General features: G+C 71.0%; 14 protein-coding genes and 1 pseudogene. 2 read left to right on the top strand and 13 right to left on the bottom strand.

What is annotated here, in order from left to right; all coding sequences use genetic code 11:
- From ACTIFU_RS04315 to ACTIFU_RS04300, 4 genes are all read right to left on the bottom strand, one after another.
- The coding region (locus tag ACTIFU_RS04315; protein ID WP_439577060.1) for a hydantoinase/oxoprolinase N-terminal domain-containing protein at nt 1-325 on the bottom strand (325 nt) is incomplete at its 3' end.
- Nucleotides 322-2,409: a TRAP transporter permease gene (locus ACTIFU_RS04310; protein WP_439577059.1), complete on the bottom strand. Its 2,088-nt coding sequence runs from the start codon at nt 2,407-2,409 to the stop codon at nt 322-324. The genes ACTIFU_RS04315 and ACTIFU_RS04310, both read right to left, overlap by 4 nt.
- Complete coding sequence (locus tag ACTIFU_RS04305; RefSeq protein ID WP_439577058.1) at nt 2,409-3,668, bottom strand: NAD(P)/FAD-dependent oxidoreductase; 1,260 nt, start codon at nt 3,666-3,668, stop codon at nt 2,409-2,411. Before ACTIFU_RS04305 ends, ACTIFU_RS04310 begins: the two co-directional genes overlap by 1 nt.
- Complete coding sequence (locus ACTIFU_RS04300) at nt 3,665-4,447, bottom strand: IclR family transcriptional regulator (protein ID WP_439577057.1); 783 nt, start codon at nt 4,445-4,447, stop codon at nt 3,665-3,667. Before ACTIFU_RS04300 ends, ACTIFU_RS04305 begins: the two co-directional genes overlap by 4 nt.
- Before the next feature lie 277 nt (nt 4,448-4,724).
- On the opposite strand from ACTIFU_RS04300, the gene ACTIFU_RS04295 reads away from it, so the two are divergent.
- Together ACTIFU_RS04295 and ACTIFU_RS04290 are read left to right on the top strand one after the other, a co-directional pair.
- A complete protein-coding gene (locus ACTIFU_RS04295; protein ID WP_439577056.1) occupies nt 4,725-5,732 on the top strand; it encodes a TAXI family TRAP transporter solute-binding subunit in 1,008 nt (335 codons plus the stop codon).
- 57 nt (nt 5,733-5,789) lie between these two features.
- Nucleotides 5,790-7,754, top strand: a complete 1,965-nt coding sequence (locus tag ACTIFU_RS04290) for a TRAP transporter permease (protein ID WP_439577055.1) — start codon at nt 5,790-5,792, stop codon at nt 7,752-7,754.
- A 19-nt stretch (nt 7,755-7,773) separates the two neighbouring features.
- Here ACTIFU_RS04290 and ACTIFU_RS04285 read toward each other — a convergent pair whose 3' ends face one another.
- The 9 genes and pseudogenes from ACTIFU_RS04285 to ACTIFU_RS04245 all read right to left on the bottom strand — a co-directional run.
- A complete protein-coding gene (locus ACTIFU_RS04285) occupies nt 7,774-8,982 on the bottom strand; it encodes a CaiB/BaiF CoA transferase family protein (protein ID WP_439577054.1) in 1,209 nt (402 codons plus the stop codon).
- A 2-nt stretch (nt 8,983-8,984) separates the two neighbouring features.
- On the bottom strand, nt 8,985-9,755 hold the full coding sequence (locus ACTIFU_RS04280) for an SDR family NAD(P)-dependent oxidoreductase (protein WP_439577053.1): 771 nt from the start codon (nt 9,753-9,755) through the stop codon (nt 8,985-8,987).
- A 78-nt stretch (nt 9,756-9,833) separates the two neighbouring features.
- Nucleotides 9,834-10,739, bottom strand: a complete 906-nt coding sequence (locus tag ACTIFU_RS04275; protein WP_439577052.1) for an SMP-30/gluconolactonase/LRE family protein — start codon at nt 10,737-10,739, stop codon at nt 9,834-9,836.
- A 215-nt stretch (nt 10,740-10,954) separates the two neighbouring features.
- Nucleotides 10,955-11,860 (bottom strand): IclR family transcriptional regulator, encoded by a 906-nt coding sequence (locus tag ACTIFU_RS04270; RefSeq protein WP_439577051.1) that lies wholly within the window; start codon nt 11,858-11,860, stop codon nt 10,955-10,957.
- Between the two features lie 111 nt (nt 11,861-11,971).
- Nucleotides 11,972-13,417, bottom strand: a complete 1,446-nt coding sequence (locus ACTIFU_RS04265; RefSeq protein ID WP_439577050.1) for a dipeptide ABC transporter ATP-binding protein — start codon at nt 13,415-13,417, stop codon at nt 11,972-11,974.
- Nucleotides 13,417-14,250, bottom strand: a complete 834-nt coding sequence (locus ACTIFU_RS04260; protein ID WP_439577049.1) for an ABC transporter permease — start codon at nt 14,248-14,250, stop codon at nt 13,417-13,419. The genes ACTIFU_RS04265 and ACTIFU_RS04260 overlap by 1 nt, the downstream gene beginning before the upstream one ends.
- Nucleotides 14,251-14,254: 4 nt before the next feature.
- Complete coding sequence (locus tag ACTIFU_RS04255) at nt 14,255-15,229, bottom strand: ABC transporter permease (protein WP_439577048.1); 975 nt, start codon at nt 15,227-15,229, stop codon at nt 14,255-14,257.
- A gap of 61 nt (nt 15,230-15,290) precedes the next feature.
- A complete protein-coding gene (locus ACTIFU_RS04250; protein WP_439577094.1) occupies nt 15,291-16,124 on the bottom strand; it encodes an ABC transporter substrate-binding protein in 834 nt (277 codons plus the stop codon).
- A 49-nt stretch (nt 16,125-16,173) separates the two neighbouring features.
- Nucleotides 16,174-16,611: pseudogene (locus ACTIFU_RS04245) on the bottom strand (IS630 family transposase); the annotation flags it as partial.

Here is a 16,611-nt window from a genome sequence, read left to right as displayed (position 1 = left end):
GCGAGGCGCGGCCGATCTCGAGCACGTCGCGGAAGCCGTGCGTGGTGATCAGCCCGATCCGCGCGGACTTCCCCTCGACGATCAGGTTGGTCACGTAGGTGGTCGCGTAGACGAAACGCTCGACGGCGGCGGCGGCGATGCCGGCCCCGCCGAGGATGGCGCCGATCCCGGCGACGATGCCGCGCGTCAGATCGTCCGGCGTGCTCGGCACCTTCAGGGTGACGAGGCGCTCGCGGTCGAACAGCACCAGGTCGGTATGCGTGCCGCCGGTATCGACACCGATCGCCACCGGCGGGCGTGCGCCCGCGGTCGAGTAACCCGTCATTCCGCTGCATCACTCCTGTCAACGGCGCCGGCCGAGGCGGGGCGCGGTGCGGCGCTGGACCATGCCTGGATGGCGACGAGCACACCCAGCACGGCAAAGCCGATGAGATCGGTGGTGAGGTCGCCGAAGATCAGCAGCACGCCACCCAGCGCGCACAGAATCCGGCTCGGAATCCCCATCACCCGGAGCAGGTAGCCTTCAAGGCCGGCGGCCAGCGCCGCGCTGCCGGCGAGTCCGGTCAGCGCGACCTGGATGATCTGCCAGACGCTGCCTTCGAGGATCATCGCCGGGTGGTAGACCATGATGAACGGCACGATGAACACGGGCAGGCCGAGCCGCAGCGCCGTAAGTCCCGTCAGCATCGGATGCGCGCCCGAGATCGCGGCCGCGGCGAAGGCGGCCATGCACACCGGCGGCGTGATCGCCGAGATCACCCCGAAGTAGAAGATGAACAGATGCGCGGCGAGCGGCTGCACGCCGAGCTGCACGAGTCCCGGGGCAACCAGGATCGCGAGCACGATGTAGGCGCCGAGGGTCGGCACGCCCATCCCCAGGATCAGCGAGGCGATCATGGTGAGGACGAGCAGCAGCGGCAGGTTGCCGGCAGCGAGATCGACCAGCAGCCCCGACAGCCGCAGGCCCAGGCCGGTCAGCATCAGCATGCCGATGATGATGCCCGCGCTCGCGCAGGCCACCGCAACCTCGAGCGAGCCGCGCGCGCCGCTGCGGAGCGCCTCCAGCAGCGTCACGATGCGCGGGCGCAGGAACGCCATGACGGGCCGACCTGGCATCCGGCCGAGATGCAGCATGGCGAGCACGGCCAGGATGTAGGCCGCGACGACCAGCCGGTGATCGACGAGCTGCAGCAGCACGGCGGCACCGGCATGCAGCGCGAGGAGCAGGCTCCCCGCCGGCAGCGCCGCCGGCTCGTCCGCGATCAGGATCTCGCGAACGAAATACAGCACCACGTTCATCGCGATGGTCCAGACCGCGGCCTTCAGCGGCGAGTAGCCGAACCCGGCCAGCATGACGACCAGCGTTACCGGCACGAGGATCAGATGGACACCCTGGCGCAGCACCGGGCCGAGCGGCGGAAGCTCGGCCCGGCTCTGTCCGCGCAGCCCCAGCCGTGCCGCGCGCAGATCGACCGCGACGAACAGCGCGGCATAGTAGAGCACCGCCGGGATCAGCGCCCCCGCCGCCACCTGCAGGTACGGGATCGCCAGCGTCTCGGCGATGACGAAGGCCGCCGCCGCCATGATCGGCGGCATGAACTGCCCGCAGGAGGACGCCACCGCCTCGACCGCGCCGGCGAAGCGGGCGGAGAAGCCCAGCCGCCGCATCAGCGGAATGGTCAGCACGCCGGTGCTGGCGACGTTCGCCACCGCGCTGCCGCTGATCATGCCGAAGAAGCCGCTCGCCACCACCGCGACCTTGGCCGGGCCGCCACGCACCTGGCCGAACAGCGCATAGGCGAGGTCGGAGAAGAATTGCGCCGCTCCGGTCGCCTGCAGCACCGCGCCGAGCACGATGAACAGCACGATGTAGGTCGCGGAGATCGCGAGCGGGACGCTGAAGATCCCCTCGGTGGTCAGATAGAGCGTGACGATCACGTCGTCGATCCGGAAGCCGCGATGCGCGATCACGTCAGGCATCCAGCGGCCGAACAGCGCGTAGCCGATCGACAGCGCTGCGAGCAGCGGCAAGGCGAGTCCGGTCACGCGCCGCGTTGCCTCGAGCAGCACGAGCACGAAGATCGTCCCGAGCACGATGTCGCGATCGTAGGCGATGCCGATCCGGAGATCGAGCACCGCGTCCTCCATCACCAGATAGACCGACGGCGCGAGCGCGAGCAGGGTCAGCATGAGGTCGGCGATGTCCGGATCGGCGCGCCGTCCGAGCGGCCGCGACAGGAAGATCAGCACGAGCGCGAAGCCGAGATGGATCACGCGCTGCTGGATGCCCTCGAGCACCCCGAAGCTCGCCGTGTAGAGGTGGAAGAGGGCGAACAGCAATGCGATCAGGTCGATCGCCGCGGCCCAGGCGGCGCGCGGACCGGCGATGCCGTGACCCCGACCCGCCATCACCCGAAGCGGTCGCGCCGGAACGGCGCCGGATCGATGTGTGGGCGTTCGCCGGTGGCGAGCGCCGCCACGAGCTCGCCCGTCACCGGCGCGCCGGTGAGCCCGGTATGGCCATGCCCGAACGCGTAGATCACGTTCCGCGCGCGTGCCGCCCGGTCGATCACCGGCAGGCTGTCGGGGGTGGACGGACGGCAGCCCATCCAGAACGCGGCGCCGCGATCCGACAGCCCTGGATACATGCGCTTCGCGACCTCCAGCATCGCGCGCGGCCGGCGCTCGTCCATCGGCGCGTCGGGCCGGGCGATCTCGACCGTGCCGGCAATCCGTACCCCGTGCTCCATCGGCGTCAGCCCGAACATGTGGTCACGGTTGCTGATCTTGATGCGCGGACGGATGCCAGGCTCGGGGAGCATCACGTGGTAGCCGCGCTCGGCCTGGAGCGGCACGCGGTCGCCCAGCGCCCGCGCGAATGCCGTCGACGCGATGCCGGCGGCGACCACAACGATGTCGCCCGCGAGCGTCGTGCCCGAACACCGCACTCCCACGGCGCGTCCATTCTCCAGCACGATGTCGCTCGCCTCACCGCGCAGCACCCGACCGCCACCCTCCTCGATCTGCCGTGCGAGCGTCTGCACCAGTCGGAGCGGATTGAGCGTGTGGCCGTTCTCGGGAAAGAACAGTCCGCGGGTGAAGCCGGTCGCGAGCGCGCCGTCCATCTGGCGGATCTCGTCGCCGGCGAGCGCGTGCGTCTCGACGCCGTGCCGTTCGCGGAGCCGACGCGCGAGCGCCTCGGTCGGGCCGGCCGCCGCGCTGCGCCAGACATAGAGCTGGCCGGTCATCTCGATCAGCCCGGCAGCGCGCGGGCCGAGGATGTCGCGGTAGCGGCCGTAGCTCGGCGCATGCAGCGCCCGCAGCGCGCGCGCATGCGCCTCCACCCGGTCCATCCGCCCCGCGCGGATCCAGCGGATCAGCCAGGGCAGCGACGCCGGGAGGTCGCGCCAGCGCACGACCAGCGGCCCCTCCCTGTCGAACAGCCATTTCGGCACCCGGCGCAGCATGCCGGGGAGCGCGATCGGCACGCAGAAATCCGGGCTGATGGCGCCGCCATTGCCGTAGGAGCAGCCGCGCCCTGGCTCGTCCCTGTCGATCATGGTGACGTCGAAGCCGCGCCGTTGCAGCGCGAGTGCGGCGAGCACGCCGACGATCCCTGCCCCCAGCACGACCGCGCGCCGCACCGGCTCGGCCCCGCGCAGGGTCATGACGCCTGGCGCTCCGCCCGCGGACGCACGACAGCGACCGCGGCCGAGACCTCCGCCGCGGCCGCCTGCACGGCACGGGCATGGGCGTCGCGCGACGGCAGGAAGCGCCAGGTGGGGCCGATCACCGCCATGCCGGCGACGGCATGGCCGTCAGGACCGCGGATCGCCGCCGCGACACCGGCGCAGCCCGCGACGTGGCTGTCCACCGTGTGCGCATATCCGCGCGCGGCGGTCGCACGGATCATCGACCGGATCATCGCCGGATCGGTCGGCGTCGCATCGGTCCAGGTGACCAGCGCGGTGCGCGCGAGGTAGTCATCGAGATCGCGCTCGCCCAGGTCGGCGAGCAGGACATGGCCGATCGAGGTGCAGTAGGCTGGCCGGGTCTGCTCGAGCGCGCCGTCGTAGCGCAGCGGGTTCCCGCTGACGGCCTTGAGCACGTAGCGGATCTCCTGCGCCGGAGTGAGCATGCCGAGGAACACCGACTCGCCGGTGAGCTCGGCTGTGCGCTCCATCACCGGCCGGGCAATCGCGACCAGGCGCCGCGTGTCGCCGCCGACCCAGCCGGTGTCGCGGAGGCGTTCAGCCAGGCGGAACCCGTCCCGCTCCTCCTCGACGTAGCCCTTCGCGACCAGCGTGCCGAGCAGCGCGAAGGCGCTGCTCTTGGGGATCGCCATGCGCTCGGCGAGCGCGCTCAACCGGGCCGGGCCGGGCGCGGCGGCAAGGAGCTCCAGCAGGTCGAGCACGCGGGCGGCGGACTTGACGAGGTCTGTTCGCATATGTGAACTCCGTTCGTCCTCAAGAACGATGGACCATGCCGGGCCATGGGTCAACCGTGCGTGCGTGCGCGTCCGAGCGGCGCATCGCGCGCGCATCCGGGTCGCGGAGGCGCTCGCGGTGGCGCGCCTGAATCCGATTGACACGGCCGGAACGCGTCCGTAGCGTTTGATATGCAAAAAACAGGTTGATCTGCCAACTCGGCCACGCCGGCCGCCCGCGGAGCGACCGGATGCATGGCGTCCGCGGCAGCGGCCTGATCGAACGACGGGAGGACCCATGATGCGTTTCGCAAGACGATCGTTCCTGCGTGGCTATGTCGGCCCCGGCATCGCCGCCGCCGCGCTGTCCGGTCAGGCCGCGCGCGCGCAGCAGAAGGAGCACCGGCCGATCACCATCATCTCCGGCGGGCCGACCGGGGCGTGGTACCCGACCGCGGCCGCGATCGCCGAGCTCGTCAACGCCGGCTATCGCGGCCAGCCGGTGAACATCAGCCCCGGCAAGGGCGCTGTCAGCAACCCGCTGTCGGTGGGCAGCGGCGAGGTCGAGGTCGGGCTGTCCTTCGGGCCGTTCCTGCGCCTCGCCTACGAGGGCCGCAACGAGGTGTTCGACATGCCGGGCTTCGACAGCCTCCGCGCGGTCGGCAATATCGGCGTCAACACCTTCCAGATCGTCATGGGCGCCGATGTCCCCGACGACATCTTCGACCAGCTCAAAGGCGGGCGGCGCGTCTCGATGGGGATCGGCGCGGTCGGCTCGTCAACCCATTTCGGTGTCAACAAGTTCCTGCAGGAATACGGCGTCGACTACGAGTCCCTCCGCCGCAACGGCAGCCGGCTGCTCAGCGGCGCCTCGCAGAGCCAGACCGACGCATACAAGAACCGCCAGATCGACATCTACTTCAACACGATCGGCATCAACGCCGCGGTGATGCAGGAGGCGGTGACCGCGCGCGCCTCCAAGCTCTACAGCATCCCCGACCGGGTGCGCCAGGCGATGGCGAGCAAGCTCGGCTACATCCCCTCGGTCATTCCCGCCAATACCTATCCGGGCCAGTCCGGGCCCGTGAACACGCTCGACCTCTCGACGATCGTGTTCGCGCGCGCCGATCTCTCGGAAGCGATGGTCTATGACATCACCAGGGCGATGGCGGAGAACAAGCCGCGGCTGGTCGCCGCCTTCGCCGGGTTCGCCGGCTGGGAGCCCGAGGATCTCGCGAAGGGCCTGCCGATCCCGGTTCATCCCGGCGCCGCGCGCTACTTCCGGGAGCGCGGCTGGGCGCACTGACCGAGCGCCTCCGCCGGCCCGCGCGGGCCGGGCGACCGACCGCTGCCCGGACCCGTCATGGCCGATCCGCTCGCCTCGCTTGACGCCAGCCTCGCAGACAGCCCTGCCGCGCTGCGCGAACGCATCTATCCGCTGGAGCAGATCCGTCCGCGCGGCGCACTGAGCGTCTTCGTCACCGCCGCGAGCGTGGCGCTGGCCCTGTTCACGCTCTACCTCGCCTTCACCATCACGATCGGCGAGGTGCGCATGCGCGCGGGCCACCTGTTCGTCGTCGTGCCGCTGATCTTCCTGCTCTACCCGCTGCTGAAGCGCGACGATGACACCCAGCCCGGCGCTGTCGACTACCTGCTCGCCCTCGCCGCGGCCGCCGCCTTCGCCTGGGCGTTCTACAGCGCCGACCGCTGGCTCGCGCGCTTCGTCGGGTTCCATCCGGTCGGGACGCTCGACCTGACCATGGGCATCATCGCCATCGTGACCGTGTTCGAGGCCACGCGGCGCACGGTCGGCGCCACCATCGTCGTGCTGAACCTCGTGTTCATGGCCTACGCGCTCACCGGGCCGGTCTGGCCGGGCGTGTTCGAGCATCGCGGCGTGGCGTTCCACCGCCTGATCGAGATGCTCTACATGGACACCGAGGGCATGTTCAATTTCATCATGGGGATCATGGCGACGTTCCTGTTCACCTTCCTCATGTTCGGAACGTTCCTCAGGGTCACCGGCGGCGACCGCATCTTCACCGATTTCGCCCTCGCGCTCGCCGGGCACCGCGCCGGCGGCCCCGCCAAGGTCGCCGTCATCTCGAGCGCCTTCCTCGGCATGCTGTCGGGCTCCTCGATCAGCAACGTGCTGACGACCGGCGCCCTGACCATCCCGATGATGAAGCAGACCGGCTTCAAGCCGCACGAGGCGGCCGCGATCGAGACCACCGCCTCGCTCGGCGGCGGGCTGATGCCGCCGCTGATGGGCACCGGCGTGTTCATCATGGCCTCGTTCACCGGCGTCCCGCTGCTCACCATCCTCGCCTACTCGTTCGTGCCGGCGGTGCTCTACTTCGCGTCGATCTACGTCTACGTGGACGTCAAGGCGAAGAAGCAGGGGCTGATGGGGCTCGATCGCGCCGCCCTGCCCACGGTGGGCGCGGTGCTGCGGCGCGGCTGGCACATGGCCCTGCCGATCATCGTGCTGATCGGGCTTCTGCTGTTCCACTTCACGCCGTTCCTCGCCAGCGCGGCCTGCGTCGTGATGATCCTGTTCACGAGCTTCCTGCGCGCCGAGTCCCGCATCACGCCCGGCCGGCTGGTGGTCGCGCTCGAGGGCTCGACCCGGATCGCGATCACGCTCTCCGCGCTGCTCTGCAGCGCCGCCATCATCTACACCGTCTCGGTCGAGACGGGGCTGTTCGTGAAGCTCTCGTCGGTCATCCTGTCGCTCTCGCAGGGCTCGGCGTTGATCGCGATCGTGCTGATCGGGCTGATGTCCTACGTGCTCGGCATGGGCCTTCCGGTGACGGCGTCCTACGTCATCATCGCCGCGCTCGGCGCGCCCGCGCTGGGCGACCTCGGCGTGCCGGTGCTCGCCGCGCATCTGATCATCTTCTGGTTCGCCCAGGACTCGACCATCACCCCGCCGATCTGCATGACCGCGTTCGCCGGTGCGCGGATCGCCGGGGCGGCGCCGATGCGCACGGGCTGGGAGTGCGTGATGATCGCCAAGGCGCTCTACGTCATTCCGTTCAGTTTCGCGTTCGGCGGGCTGCTGTCGTCGTCGATGCTCGAGCTCGGCTTCACCACACTCTGCCTGTTCGCGTTCTTCGCGCTGATGCCTCGGGTGTTCGAGGGCTACCTGCTGCACGCGCTGACGGCGTGGGAGCGTGGCATGATCGCGATCCCGGCGCTGGCCTGGCTCTGGGGCGCGGTCGGCCCGATCGCCGAACGCCTGCCGGTGGCACTCGGCGCGCTCGTGCTGACCGCGGCGGCCGTGGCCCTTGTGCGGCGGCGCCACCAGGCGATCGTGCCCGCCTGACGCAGCGCCGCACCGGGGCCTACGCGATCACGCCGTCGGCGCGCAGCGCGGCGATCTCGTCGGCGGAGCAGCCGAGCCCGGCGAGGATCTCGGCGCTGTGCTCGCCGTGGCGCGGCGGCGGCCGCGTCAGCTCCGGCCCGCCCGCGGCGTAGCGGAACGCGGCGAGCGGCAGCGCCACCGGCGCCGTGCCCGGCTCGGCGGGCGCGAATCCGGCGAACAGCCCGCGCGCGGCGAGGTGCGGCAGCCGCACCGCCTCGTCGAGCCGGCGCACGCGCTCGGCGGGTACGCCGATGCCGTGCAGGAACGCCTCCCAGTCCGCGGCGGTGCGCGTGGCGAACACCTCCGCCAGGGCGTCGCGCATCGCCCCCGACGCTGCCCAGAGCCCGTTCCAGTCGGCGATCGATGCGAACTCGGGCCGGCCGAGCGCCTGCCACAGGCGCCGGTTCTGCCGGACGTTGAACGCGCCGAGCATGACGAGCTCGCCGTCGGCGGTGCGATAGGCGCCGATGCCGGCTTCGGACGGTCGCGGCGCCTTCGTCCCGGCGTAGAGCGCGGCGGAGGCCTCCGGCGCCATCAGCGTCAGAGCGGTGTCGAACATCGCGCAGTCGATCGTCTGCCCGTGCCCGGTGCGCGCCCGCTGCACCAGTGCCGCGGCGATCGCGAAGGCCGCAGCGTAGCCGGTCGCGTAGTCGATCACGGACGCGCCCGCCTTGAGCGGCCCGGTCTCGGCCGTGCCGGTGCGCGCCATCAGCCCCGACGCCGCCTGGATCACGTTGTCGTACGCGTTCACGCCCGCCCGCTCGCCGGTCGCGCCGTAGCCGGTCAGCGTGCAGTGGATCAGCCGCGGGTTGGCCGCGGTGAGCGCCTCGGCGCCGAGACCGAGGGCGGCGAGCGCGCCGGTGCGGAAGTTCTCGATCACCACATCGGCGCCGTCCACGAGCCGCAGGAACAGCGCGCGCCCGCGCGGATCGGCGAGGTCGAGCGCGAGCGCGCGCTTGTTCGCGCCCTGCACCTGGTAGTTGATGCCGAGCCCCGCCGCGTTCAGCGCGTCGTCCGGACCGCGTCCGCGCGCGCAGTCCGGCGTGTGTGGCGGCTCGATCTTGATCACGTCCGCGCCGAGCACGGCGAGCTGGTAGGCGCAGAACGGGCCGGCGAGCACATGCGTCAGGTCGAGCACGCGGAGGCCCTCGAAGGGGCGCGGCCTGGGGCCCGCGTCGGACGGCGCCATGCTCACCACCGGCCGCAATCGACGCGGATGCGCTCGCCAGTGATCGCCGAGGACGCATCCGAGGCAAGGAACAGCGCCGCGGCGGCGACCTCCTCCGGCGAGAGCCAGCGGCGCAGGGCAGCGCTGTCGGTGTAGTCGCGCCGGATGATCTCGTCGGCCGGCCGCCCCTCCGCCTGCGCGCGCGCGGCGATCACGCGGTCCATCAGCGCGCCGCTGACCGCGCCGGGACAGAGCGCGTTGACGCGCACGCCAAGCGGCCCGACCTCGCGCGCGAGCGCCTCGGTCATGCCGATCAGCGCGAACTTGGTCGCGCAGTAGGCCGTGCGCATCGGCTGTCCGAACAGGCCCATGCGCGAGGACATGTTGATGATCGCGCCGCCGCGCTGCGCGCCCATCACCCGAGCCGCGACCCGCATGCCGTGCATCGCGCCGAACAGGTTCACCTCGACGCAGTCGCGCCAGGCGTCGAGATCGACCTCCGCGAGCGCGCCGACCGGCCCGCTCTGACCGGCATTGTTCACCAGGACATCGATCCGGCCGGTGCCAGCGCGTGCCGCGCGCGCGAACATGTCCTCGACCTGGTCGAGCCGGGTGACGTCGCACGGCACGGCAAGCCCGCCGATGCGCGATGCCACTGCCTCGATCAGGCCGGCGCCGCGTCCGGCGACGACCACGAAGGCGCCGGCGGCGGAGAAGGTCTCGGCGACCGCGCGGCCGATCCCTGATCCGCCGCCGGTCACGATCGCGGTCCGTCCATCGAGGCGGGTGGTCATGGGCGCGTGGCTCCGGTGTGGTCGCGGGAACGGTGGGCGGCGGGGCCTGGCCAGGGGCGGCGCATCGGCGTCGCCTCCTCAGGCCGCGGTCGGCGGGATGCCGGCGAGGTCGGCCCGGTAGACCGACGCCGTCTCGGCCTCGACGATCAGCAGCGCGTCGGCCTCGCGGGTGAAGCAGACGGAGGTGGTCCAGAGCCCCTCGGGCAGGCGGATGCGCGCGAGCGGATCGCCGAGCCGATCGAACAGCAGCGCGCGTCCGGCCTGGGCCTGGGCGACCGCGAGCCTGCCGTGGCGGTCGACCGCGAGCCCATCGGGGCCGAGCCCGCCGGAGAGCTGGACGAACACGCCGGCCATCGGCAGCAGCGGATCGGGCGCGTCGGCGAGCAGCCGCCACACGGCGTTGGCGCGCGTCGCGGCGAGCAGGACGAGCCGTCCGTCCGGGCTGAGGGCGACGCCGTTGGGATAGGGCACGTTGGTCAGCACCGGCTCGGCCGCGGCCGAGCCAGGACGGAGCCGGAACAGCCGCCCGGTCGGGTCGGTCAGGCTGGAGCGGCCGGGGTCGGTGAACCAGAGACTGCCGTCGGGGCCGCGCGTGATGTCGCCGAGACCGCGGAACGCCTCGGTGTTCGCGCCCGTGACGACCGGCGCGAGCGTGCCGCGTTCGGGATCGAGGCGCAGCACGCCCTGGCGGTAGTCGGTGACGGCGAAACTGCCGTCGGGCATCAGCGCGAGGCCGTGCGGCTCGCCCGGATAGGCATGGGCGAGCGTCCAGTCGCCGACGGGCGAGACGCGGAAGATCCGCCCATAGGGCACGTCGACCAGCCAGAGATGGCCCTGGTCGTCGAGACACGGGCCTTCCAGGAAGGAATGCAGGCGCTGGCCGGGTCGCGTGACGCGCACCCATTCGGTCGGCTCGCCCCGGTGGTGCAGCGCCTCGGGCAGGCGCGCGGCCAGGACGGCGGGCAGGTCGCAGGGCGGGCTCATCGGGCGGGCGGGCGGGGCAGGGGCGGGCGGGCCGTCCGCATGGCGGTCCTTTCCGGGATGATGTCGTTCAACCTACGAGACCGGATTTCATGGAACAACCAGCGCTCGCGGCGGCGACGCCGCCGCGCCGGGCGGGGATGCCGTGCCCGAGGCCTCCGCGGTGCTGCGCCGCGACCGGGGTTGCAGGGATCACGGGCCGCCCGCCCTGCCGCATGTCACCGGCGAGGACGAGATCGAGACGCTGGTGGCGCGTCTCGCGGCGACGCCGCGGGCGGTGCTTCCGGCCTGACCGGCGCGGAGAGGTGCCCGAGGCGCGCGCCGATCCGCTGCGCCGCGGCGCGCACCTCCTGGACGTAGCGCGTTTCCAGCGCGGCGAGGTCGAACGCCGAATCCGGGCCGGAGACGTCGATCGCGGCGCACACCGCGCTGCCGTGCCCGAGCACGGGCGCGGCGACCGAGCTGCCGCCCGCCTCCATGATGCCGCGGCTGATGACATGGCCGCGCCCGGCGGCCTCGGCGACGCGGGCGAGCAGGGCCGCGATGTCGGGCGGGGTCTGCGCGGTGAGCGGGGCGAAGCGCGTGCCCACGAACAGCCGTGCGACGTCGCGCGGCGGCAGGTCGGCGAGCAGCAGCCAGCCCATCGGCGAGGCGTAGGCGGGCACGCGGCTGCCGACATTCATGTTGCTGAGGAAGCCGGTGCGGGTCTGCACGCAGGACAGATAGAGCACTTCGCCGCCATCGCGAATGGCGAGATGCGCGGTGACGCCGGTTCTGTCGCGCAGCAGTTCGAGTTCGGGGCGCGCGATCTCGATGATGTCCTGGCCGGTGAGGTAGGCGAAGCCGAGATTGAGCACGCGCGCGCCGAGGCGGAATCCGCGCGCGCCGTCGATCTCCTCGAGGAAGCCCATGTGGCGCAGGGTGTAGACGAGGCGGAACACCGCCGAGCGGGTGAGGCCGAGCGCGCCGGCGATCTCGGTCAGGCCGAGCGGGCGCCCGGCGGCAGCGAGGGCTTCGAGCACGCGCAGGCCGCGTTGCAGGCCGGGCACGAAGTAGGCGCGGTGGTTCGGGTTCAGGGCCGCGCGGTCCTCGGCGCGGTCTGGCCGGTTTCCGTCATCGAACACGATTTTGCATATTAGACGCGCCGGGATGCTGCGCGCCAGGGCCTCGGCGGATGGAGCCGATGCGATGGGGGTGCGGGGCCAAGGGGCGGCTGCCCCTTGGCCCCTGCGGGTTCAGCGCACGGCGATCGCGAGCGAGAGCCGCGTGCGCAGATCGCGCAGGAGGCGCAGCACCTGCGCCTGCACCGAGACGTCGAGCGCCGAGACCGGCTCGTCGGCCACCAGCACGGTCGGCTGCATCGCGAGCGCGCGCGCCAGTCCGATGCGCTGACGCTGGCCACCCGAGAACTCGTGCGGCAGCCGCGTCATCGCGGAGGGGTCGAGCCCGACCAGGCGGAACAGCTCGGCTGCACGCGCCAGTGCCTCGCGCTTCGGCGTGCCGTGCAGCATCGGCCCCTGCGCCACCAGCTCGCCCGCGGGACGGCGCGGGTTCAGCGAGGCGAAGGGATCCTGGAACACCATCTGCACCCGCCGCGCCTCCCGGCGCAGTGCCGCGCGCGGCAGCGCCGCCATGTCGGTCCCGTCGACGACGATGCTGCCGCCGTCGCTGCCGAGCGGGCGCACCAGGCAGCGCGCCACCGTCGACTTGCCCGAGCCGGACTCTCCGACAATGCCGAGCGTCTCGCCGCGATGCAGTTCGAACGAGACTTCCTTGACCGCATGCACAATGCGCCGGCGCGCGAACAAGCCGCTCGGCCGGTAGGTTCTCGTCAGGTTGCGCACCGACAGCACCGGCACTCCCTCGAAACGATGTGGCTCCGGCCGGTGCGTGAGCGACGGGACTGCGCTGATCAGCGCCTGGGTGTAGGGATGGTTCGGCCGGTTCAGGATCTGGTCGGCTGCACCCTGCTCGACGATCCGCCCGTGCTGCATCACCGCCACTCGGTCGGCGATCTCGGCGACCACGCCGAAATCGTGCGTGATGAACAGCACGCCGGTGCCGTGGCTCCGTTGCAGCGCACGGATCAGGCCGAGGATGCGCTTCTGCGTGGTGACGTCGAGCGCGGTGGTCGGCTCGTCGGCGATCAGTAGGCGGGGATTGAGCGCGACCGCCATCGCGATCATCGCGCGCTGGCGCTGCCCGCCCGAGATCTCATGCGGATAGGCGCGCGCGACCAGCGCAGGGTCCGGTAGGCGCACCTCGTCGAGCAGCGCGATCGCGCGGGCCTGCCGCTCGGCCCGCGGCAGCGCGGTATGCTCTTCCAGCACCTCCTCGATCTGCCGTCCGATCGGCATCAGCGGATTGAGCGCGGTCATCGGTTCCTGGAAGATCATGCCGATCCTGGCGCCGCGGATGCGCCGCATCTCGGCCTCGGACAGCGTCAGGAGATCACGCCCCTCGAAGGTGATCGAGCCCGCCTCGGCGAACACCTGCGGCCCGGGCAGGAGTCCCATCACGGCGGCCGCGGTCAGCGACTTGCCCGACCCGCTCTCGCCGACCACGCACAGGATCTCGTTCGGATCGAGATCGAGGGAGACGTCGATCAGCGCATGGCTGCGGTCGGCGCCGCGCGGCAGGCGCACGCTGAGGTCGCGGATCGCCAGCAGTCGCTCGGTCATCACCGCTCCTTCAGCCGCGGGTTCAACGCGTCGTTCAGCCCCTGCCCGACCAGGCTCACCGCGAGCACGGTGAGCAGGATCGCCACGCCCGGAATCGCCGAGACGTACCACTCGCTGCGGATCACCGTCCGCCCGGTTCCGATCAGGTTGCCCCAGGAGGCGACATTGGCATCCGAGAGTCCGAGGAAGGCGAGCGCACTCTCCAGCAGGATCGCCACCGCCATCACCACCGAGGCATAGACGATCACCGGCGGCAGCGCGTTCGGCAGCACCTCGAACAGGATCAGCCTGAGATCGCCCATGCCGAGGGTGCGGCAGGCGAGGACGAATTCGCGGTTGCGCAGCGACAGCACCTCCGCACGGGTCAGCCGCGCCGGCGCGGGCCACGAAACCGCGCCGATCGCCACCACTACCGTCACCAGGTCGGAGCCGAACACCGCGACCAGCACGAGCAGCAGGATGAAGTTGGGCACGGTCTGGAACGCCTCGGTGACGCGCATCAGCACCGTGTCGACCGCGCCGCCGTAGAAGCCGGCGACCGCGCCGATCGCGATCCCCAGCACGATCGCGATCGCGGTCGCAAGCAGGCCGATCAGCAGGCTGATGCGCGCGCCATGGAAGATCTGCGCGGCGATGTCGCGGCCCGATCCGTCGGTGCCGAGCCAGAAATTCGGGTTCGCGCCCGGCCATTGCAGCGGGCGGCCGGCGAGCGAGAGCGGATCGCGCGGAAATACCCAGTCGGCCGTCACCGCCATGCCGATCACGCCGAGCAGCAGGATCAGGCCGAGAACGGCGGCGGGGCCGCGCAGGTAGCGCCTGACGGCGGCGATCATCGGCTCAGCTCGCCGTGATCCGCGGATCGAGCTTGGCGTAGAGCATGTCGACGATGAAGTTCACCGCGATCACCAGGATGGCGGAGACGAAGACGATGCCGAGCAGCGTGTTCAGATCGCGCTGCACCACGCTCTCATAGGCAAGCCGGCCGAGGCCGGGCAGCGAGAACACGCTCTCCACCACCACCGACCCGCCGAGCATGGTGCCGGCCTGCAACCCGATCAGCGTCACCATCGGCAGCAGCGCGTTGCGCAGCACATGGCGCACCAGCACGCGGGTCTCGGAGAGGCCCTTCGCACGCGCGGTGCGGACGAAGTCGAGATTCAGCACCTCAAGCATCGCCGCGCGCATGATGCGGAGATAGATCGCTAGGAAGATCAGCGCGAGTGTGACGGTCGGCAGGATCAGGTGCCAGGCGATGTCGAGCACGAGCGCGATCCCGGTGAGCCCCGCACCCACCGTGCCGAACCCGCCCGGTGGCAGCCAGGCGAGGTGCACGGCGAACACGACGATCCCCATCAGGCCGAACCAGAACGACGGCGTGGCGTAGAAGATCAGGCCGAGGGTGGAGATGATCGTATCGGGCCAGCCGTTCACACGCCGGGCGGCCAGGATACCGAGCGCCATCCCGGCCGCGAAGGCGAGGCTCAGTGCCGAGACCATCAGCAGCAGCGTGGGCGTCAGCCGCTCGAAGATCACCTCCGCGACCGGCTTGTTGTAGATCGCCGAGAAGCCGAGATCGAGCCGCACCAGGCGCCACAGATACGCGGCCAGCCGTTCCGGCACCGAGAGATCGAGCCCGTAGAAGCGGCGGAGCTCGGCCGCCATCACCGCATCGCCGCCGCCCGCCTGGGCCATCAGCACATCCACCGTGTCGCCAGGCGCGAGCTGGAGCAGCAGAAACAGCCCGGCGAGCAGGACGATCAGCGTCGGGATGCTCGCGGCTAGCCTGCGCGCGGCGTAGGCGAGGAGCTTCATCGGCGTTCAGCTGCGGCGCACCGCGGCTCTCCCCCGCCCGGGGTGCGGGCCGCGGCAGGGATCACGAAGCGATCCAGAGATCCGACCAGTGGCTGGAGGGCCAGCGCGGGTTGTTGTGATGGTTCTGCAACCGGTTCGAGGTGACCGAGATGAACTGACGCTCGATCGCCATCCAGACCGGTACCTCCTCCAGCACCTTGCGGGTGAACTCCGCGTACTTCGCCTTGCGCACCGCCGGATCGAGCGCGGTCCCCGCCTCGTCGATCAGCCGATCCACCTCATCGGACTGCCAGCCGAATTGGTTGGTCCATGGGCTGCCGGGCGGGCTGCCGGAGCGGTACCAGACGGTCGTGCTGACCGCCGGATCGTTCCGGTACTGGTGCCAGCCCGTGGCGAGATCGAAATTGTGGTCGCGGTACACGTTGGTCAGGTATCCGGCCGAATCGTAGCGCACGATCTCCACCGGGATGCCGATCTGCTGGAGGCTCTGCTGAATGAAGGTGGACCAGAGCGCGATGTCCTCGCCCCACGGCGCGGGCAGCAGGCGGACGCGGAACCGCACGCCCCCGGCACCACGGCGGAATCCGGCCTCGTCGAGCAGCGCCTCGGCGCGGCGGCGGTCGAACTCCGGCTGGGGGATGCCGGGCGTGTAGAACGCCTCCGAGGTCGAGGGGATCGGCCCGGTGCCGCGCTTGCCGAAGCCGTAGAGGAAGTTCTCGGCGAAGAAATCGACGTCGAGCGCATGGCAGATCGCGCGGCGCACGCGGACATCCTTGAAGACGTCGCGCCGGCAGTTGAACTCGACGGTGTTGGTGACCGCATTGCCCTCGTTGCCGCGGGTCGAGACCGTGAAGCGCTTGTCGCGGCGCAGCCGGTCGAGATCCGCAAGCGGCAGGGAGGAGTAGGCGAAGATCTGGATGTCCTCTTATACCAACTCCCACTGATCAGAACCGATGCGCCCAGTCGCGGAGGCCGATGGACGTGATGCGCCAGGGCTGGTCGATGAGGCGGTTCCAGGCGTGGCAGCAGTGATCGACGATGTTGTCGTGATCCCGGAGACCCTGTTGGAGAGCCAGTTCTCGCGGATGAACTGCCAGACGTTCTCCATCACGTTCAGCTCCGGGCATTTCGGCGGCAGGGGCAGCAGGGTGATGTTGGGTGGCAGCGTGACGTTGCCGGAGAGGTGCCATCCGGCCTGATCGAGCAGCAGCACCGCGTGCTTGCCGGGGCTGACCATCTGGCTGATCTCGGCCAGGTGCAGGTTCATGGCGGCGGTGTTGCAGAAGGGCAGAACGAGGGCCGCGCCTTTGCCCTCGCGCGGGCAGACGGCACCGAAGATGTAGGTGGAGGCGTAGCGCTGATCCTGTGGCGCGGCGGGTCGG

This window comes from Elioraea sp. (assembly GCF_051860475.1).
Classification (GTDB): Bacteria; Pseudomonadota; Alphaproteobacteria; order Acetobacterales; family Acetobacteraceae; genus Elioraea.
This window is presented reverse-complemented; position numbering and strand designations above follow the sequence as displayed.

Coding starts and splice junctions, on each gene's coding strand:
- ACTIFU_RS04280 (WP_439577053.1), bottom strand. CDS start 9,755: ATGACCACCCGCCTCGATGGACGGACCGCGATCGTGACCGGCGGCGGA.
- ACTIFU_RS04285 (WP_439577054.1), bottom strand. CDS start 8,982: ATGGCGCCGTCCGACGCGGGCCCCAGGCCGCGCCCCTTCGAGGGCCTC.
- ACTIFU_RS04300 (WP_439577057.1), bottom strand. CDS start 4,447: ATGCGAACAGACCTCGTCAAGTCCGCCGCCCGCGTGCTCGACCTGCTG.
- ACTIFU_RS04255 (WP_439577048.1), bottom strand. CDS start 15,229: ATGAAGCTCCTCGCCTACGCCGCGCGCAGGCTAGCCGCGAGCATCCCG.
- ACTIFU_RS04305 (WP_439577058.1), bottom strand. CDS start 3,668: ATGACCCTGCGCGGGGCCGAGCCGGTGCGGCGCGCGGTCGTGCTGGGG.
- ACTIFU_RS04310 (WP_439577059.1), bottom strand. CDS start 2,409: ATGGCGGGTCGGGGTCACGGCATCGCCGGTCCGCGCGCCGCCTGGGCC.
- ACTIFU_RS04265 (WP_439577050.1), bottom strand. CDS start 13,417: ATGACCGAGCGACTGCTGGCGATCCGCGACCTCAGCGTGCGCCTGCCG.
- ACTIFU_RS04260 (WP_439577049.1), bottom strand. CDS start 14,250: ATGATCGCCGCCGTCAGGCGCTACCTGCGCGGCCCCGCCGCCGTTCTC.
- ACTIFU_RS04295 (WP_439577056.1), top strand. CDS start 4,725: ATGATGCGTTTCGCAAGACGATCGTTCCTGCGTGGCTATGTCGGCCCC.
- ACTIFU_RS04275 (WP_439577052.1), bottom strand. CDS start 10,739: ATGAGCCCGCCCTGCGACCTGCCCGCCGTCCTGGCCGCGCGCCTGCCC.
- ACTIFU_RS04290 (WP_439577055.1), top strand. CDS start 5,790: ATGGCCGATCCGCTCGCCTCGCTTGACGCCAGCCTCGCAGACAGCCCT.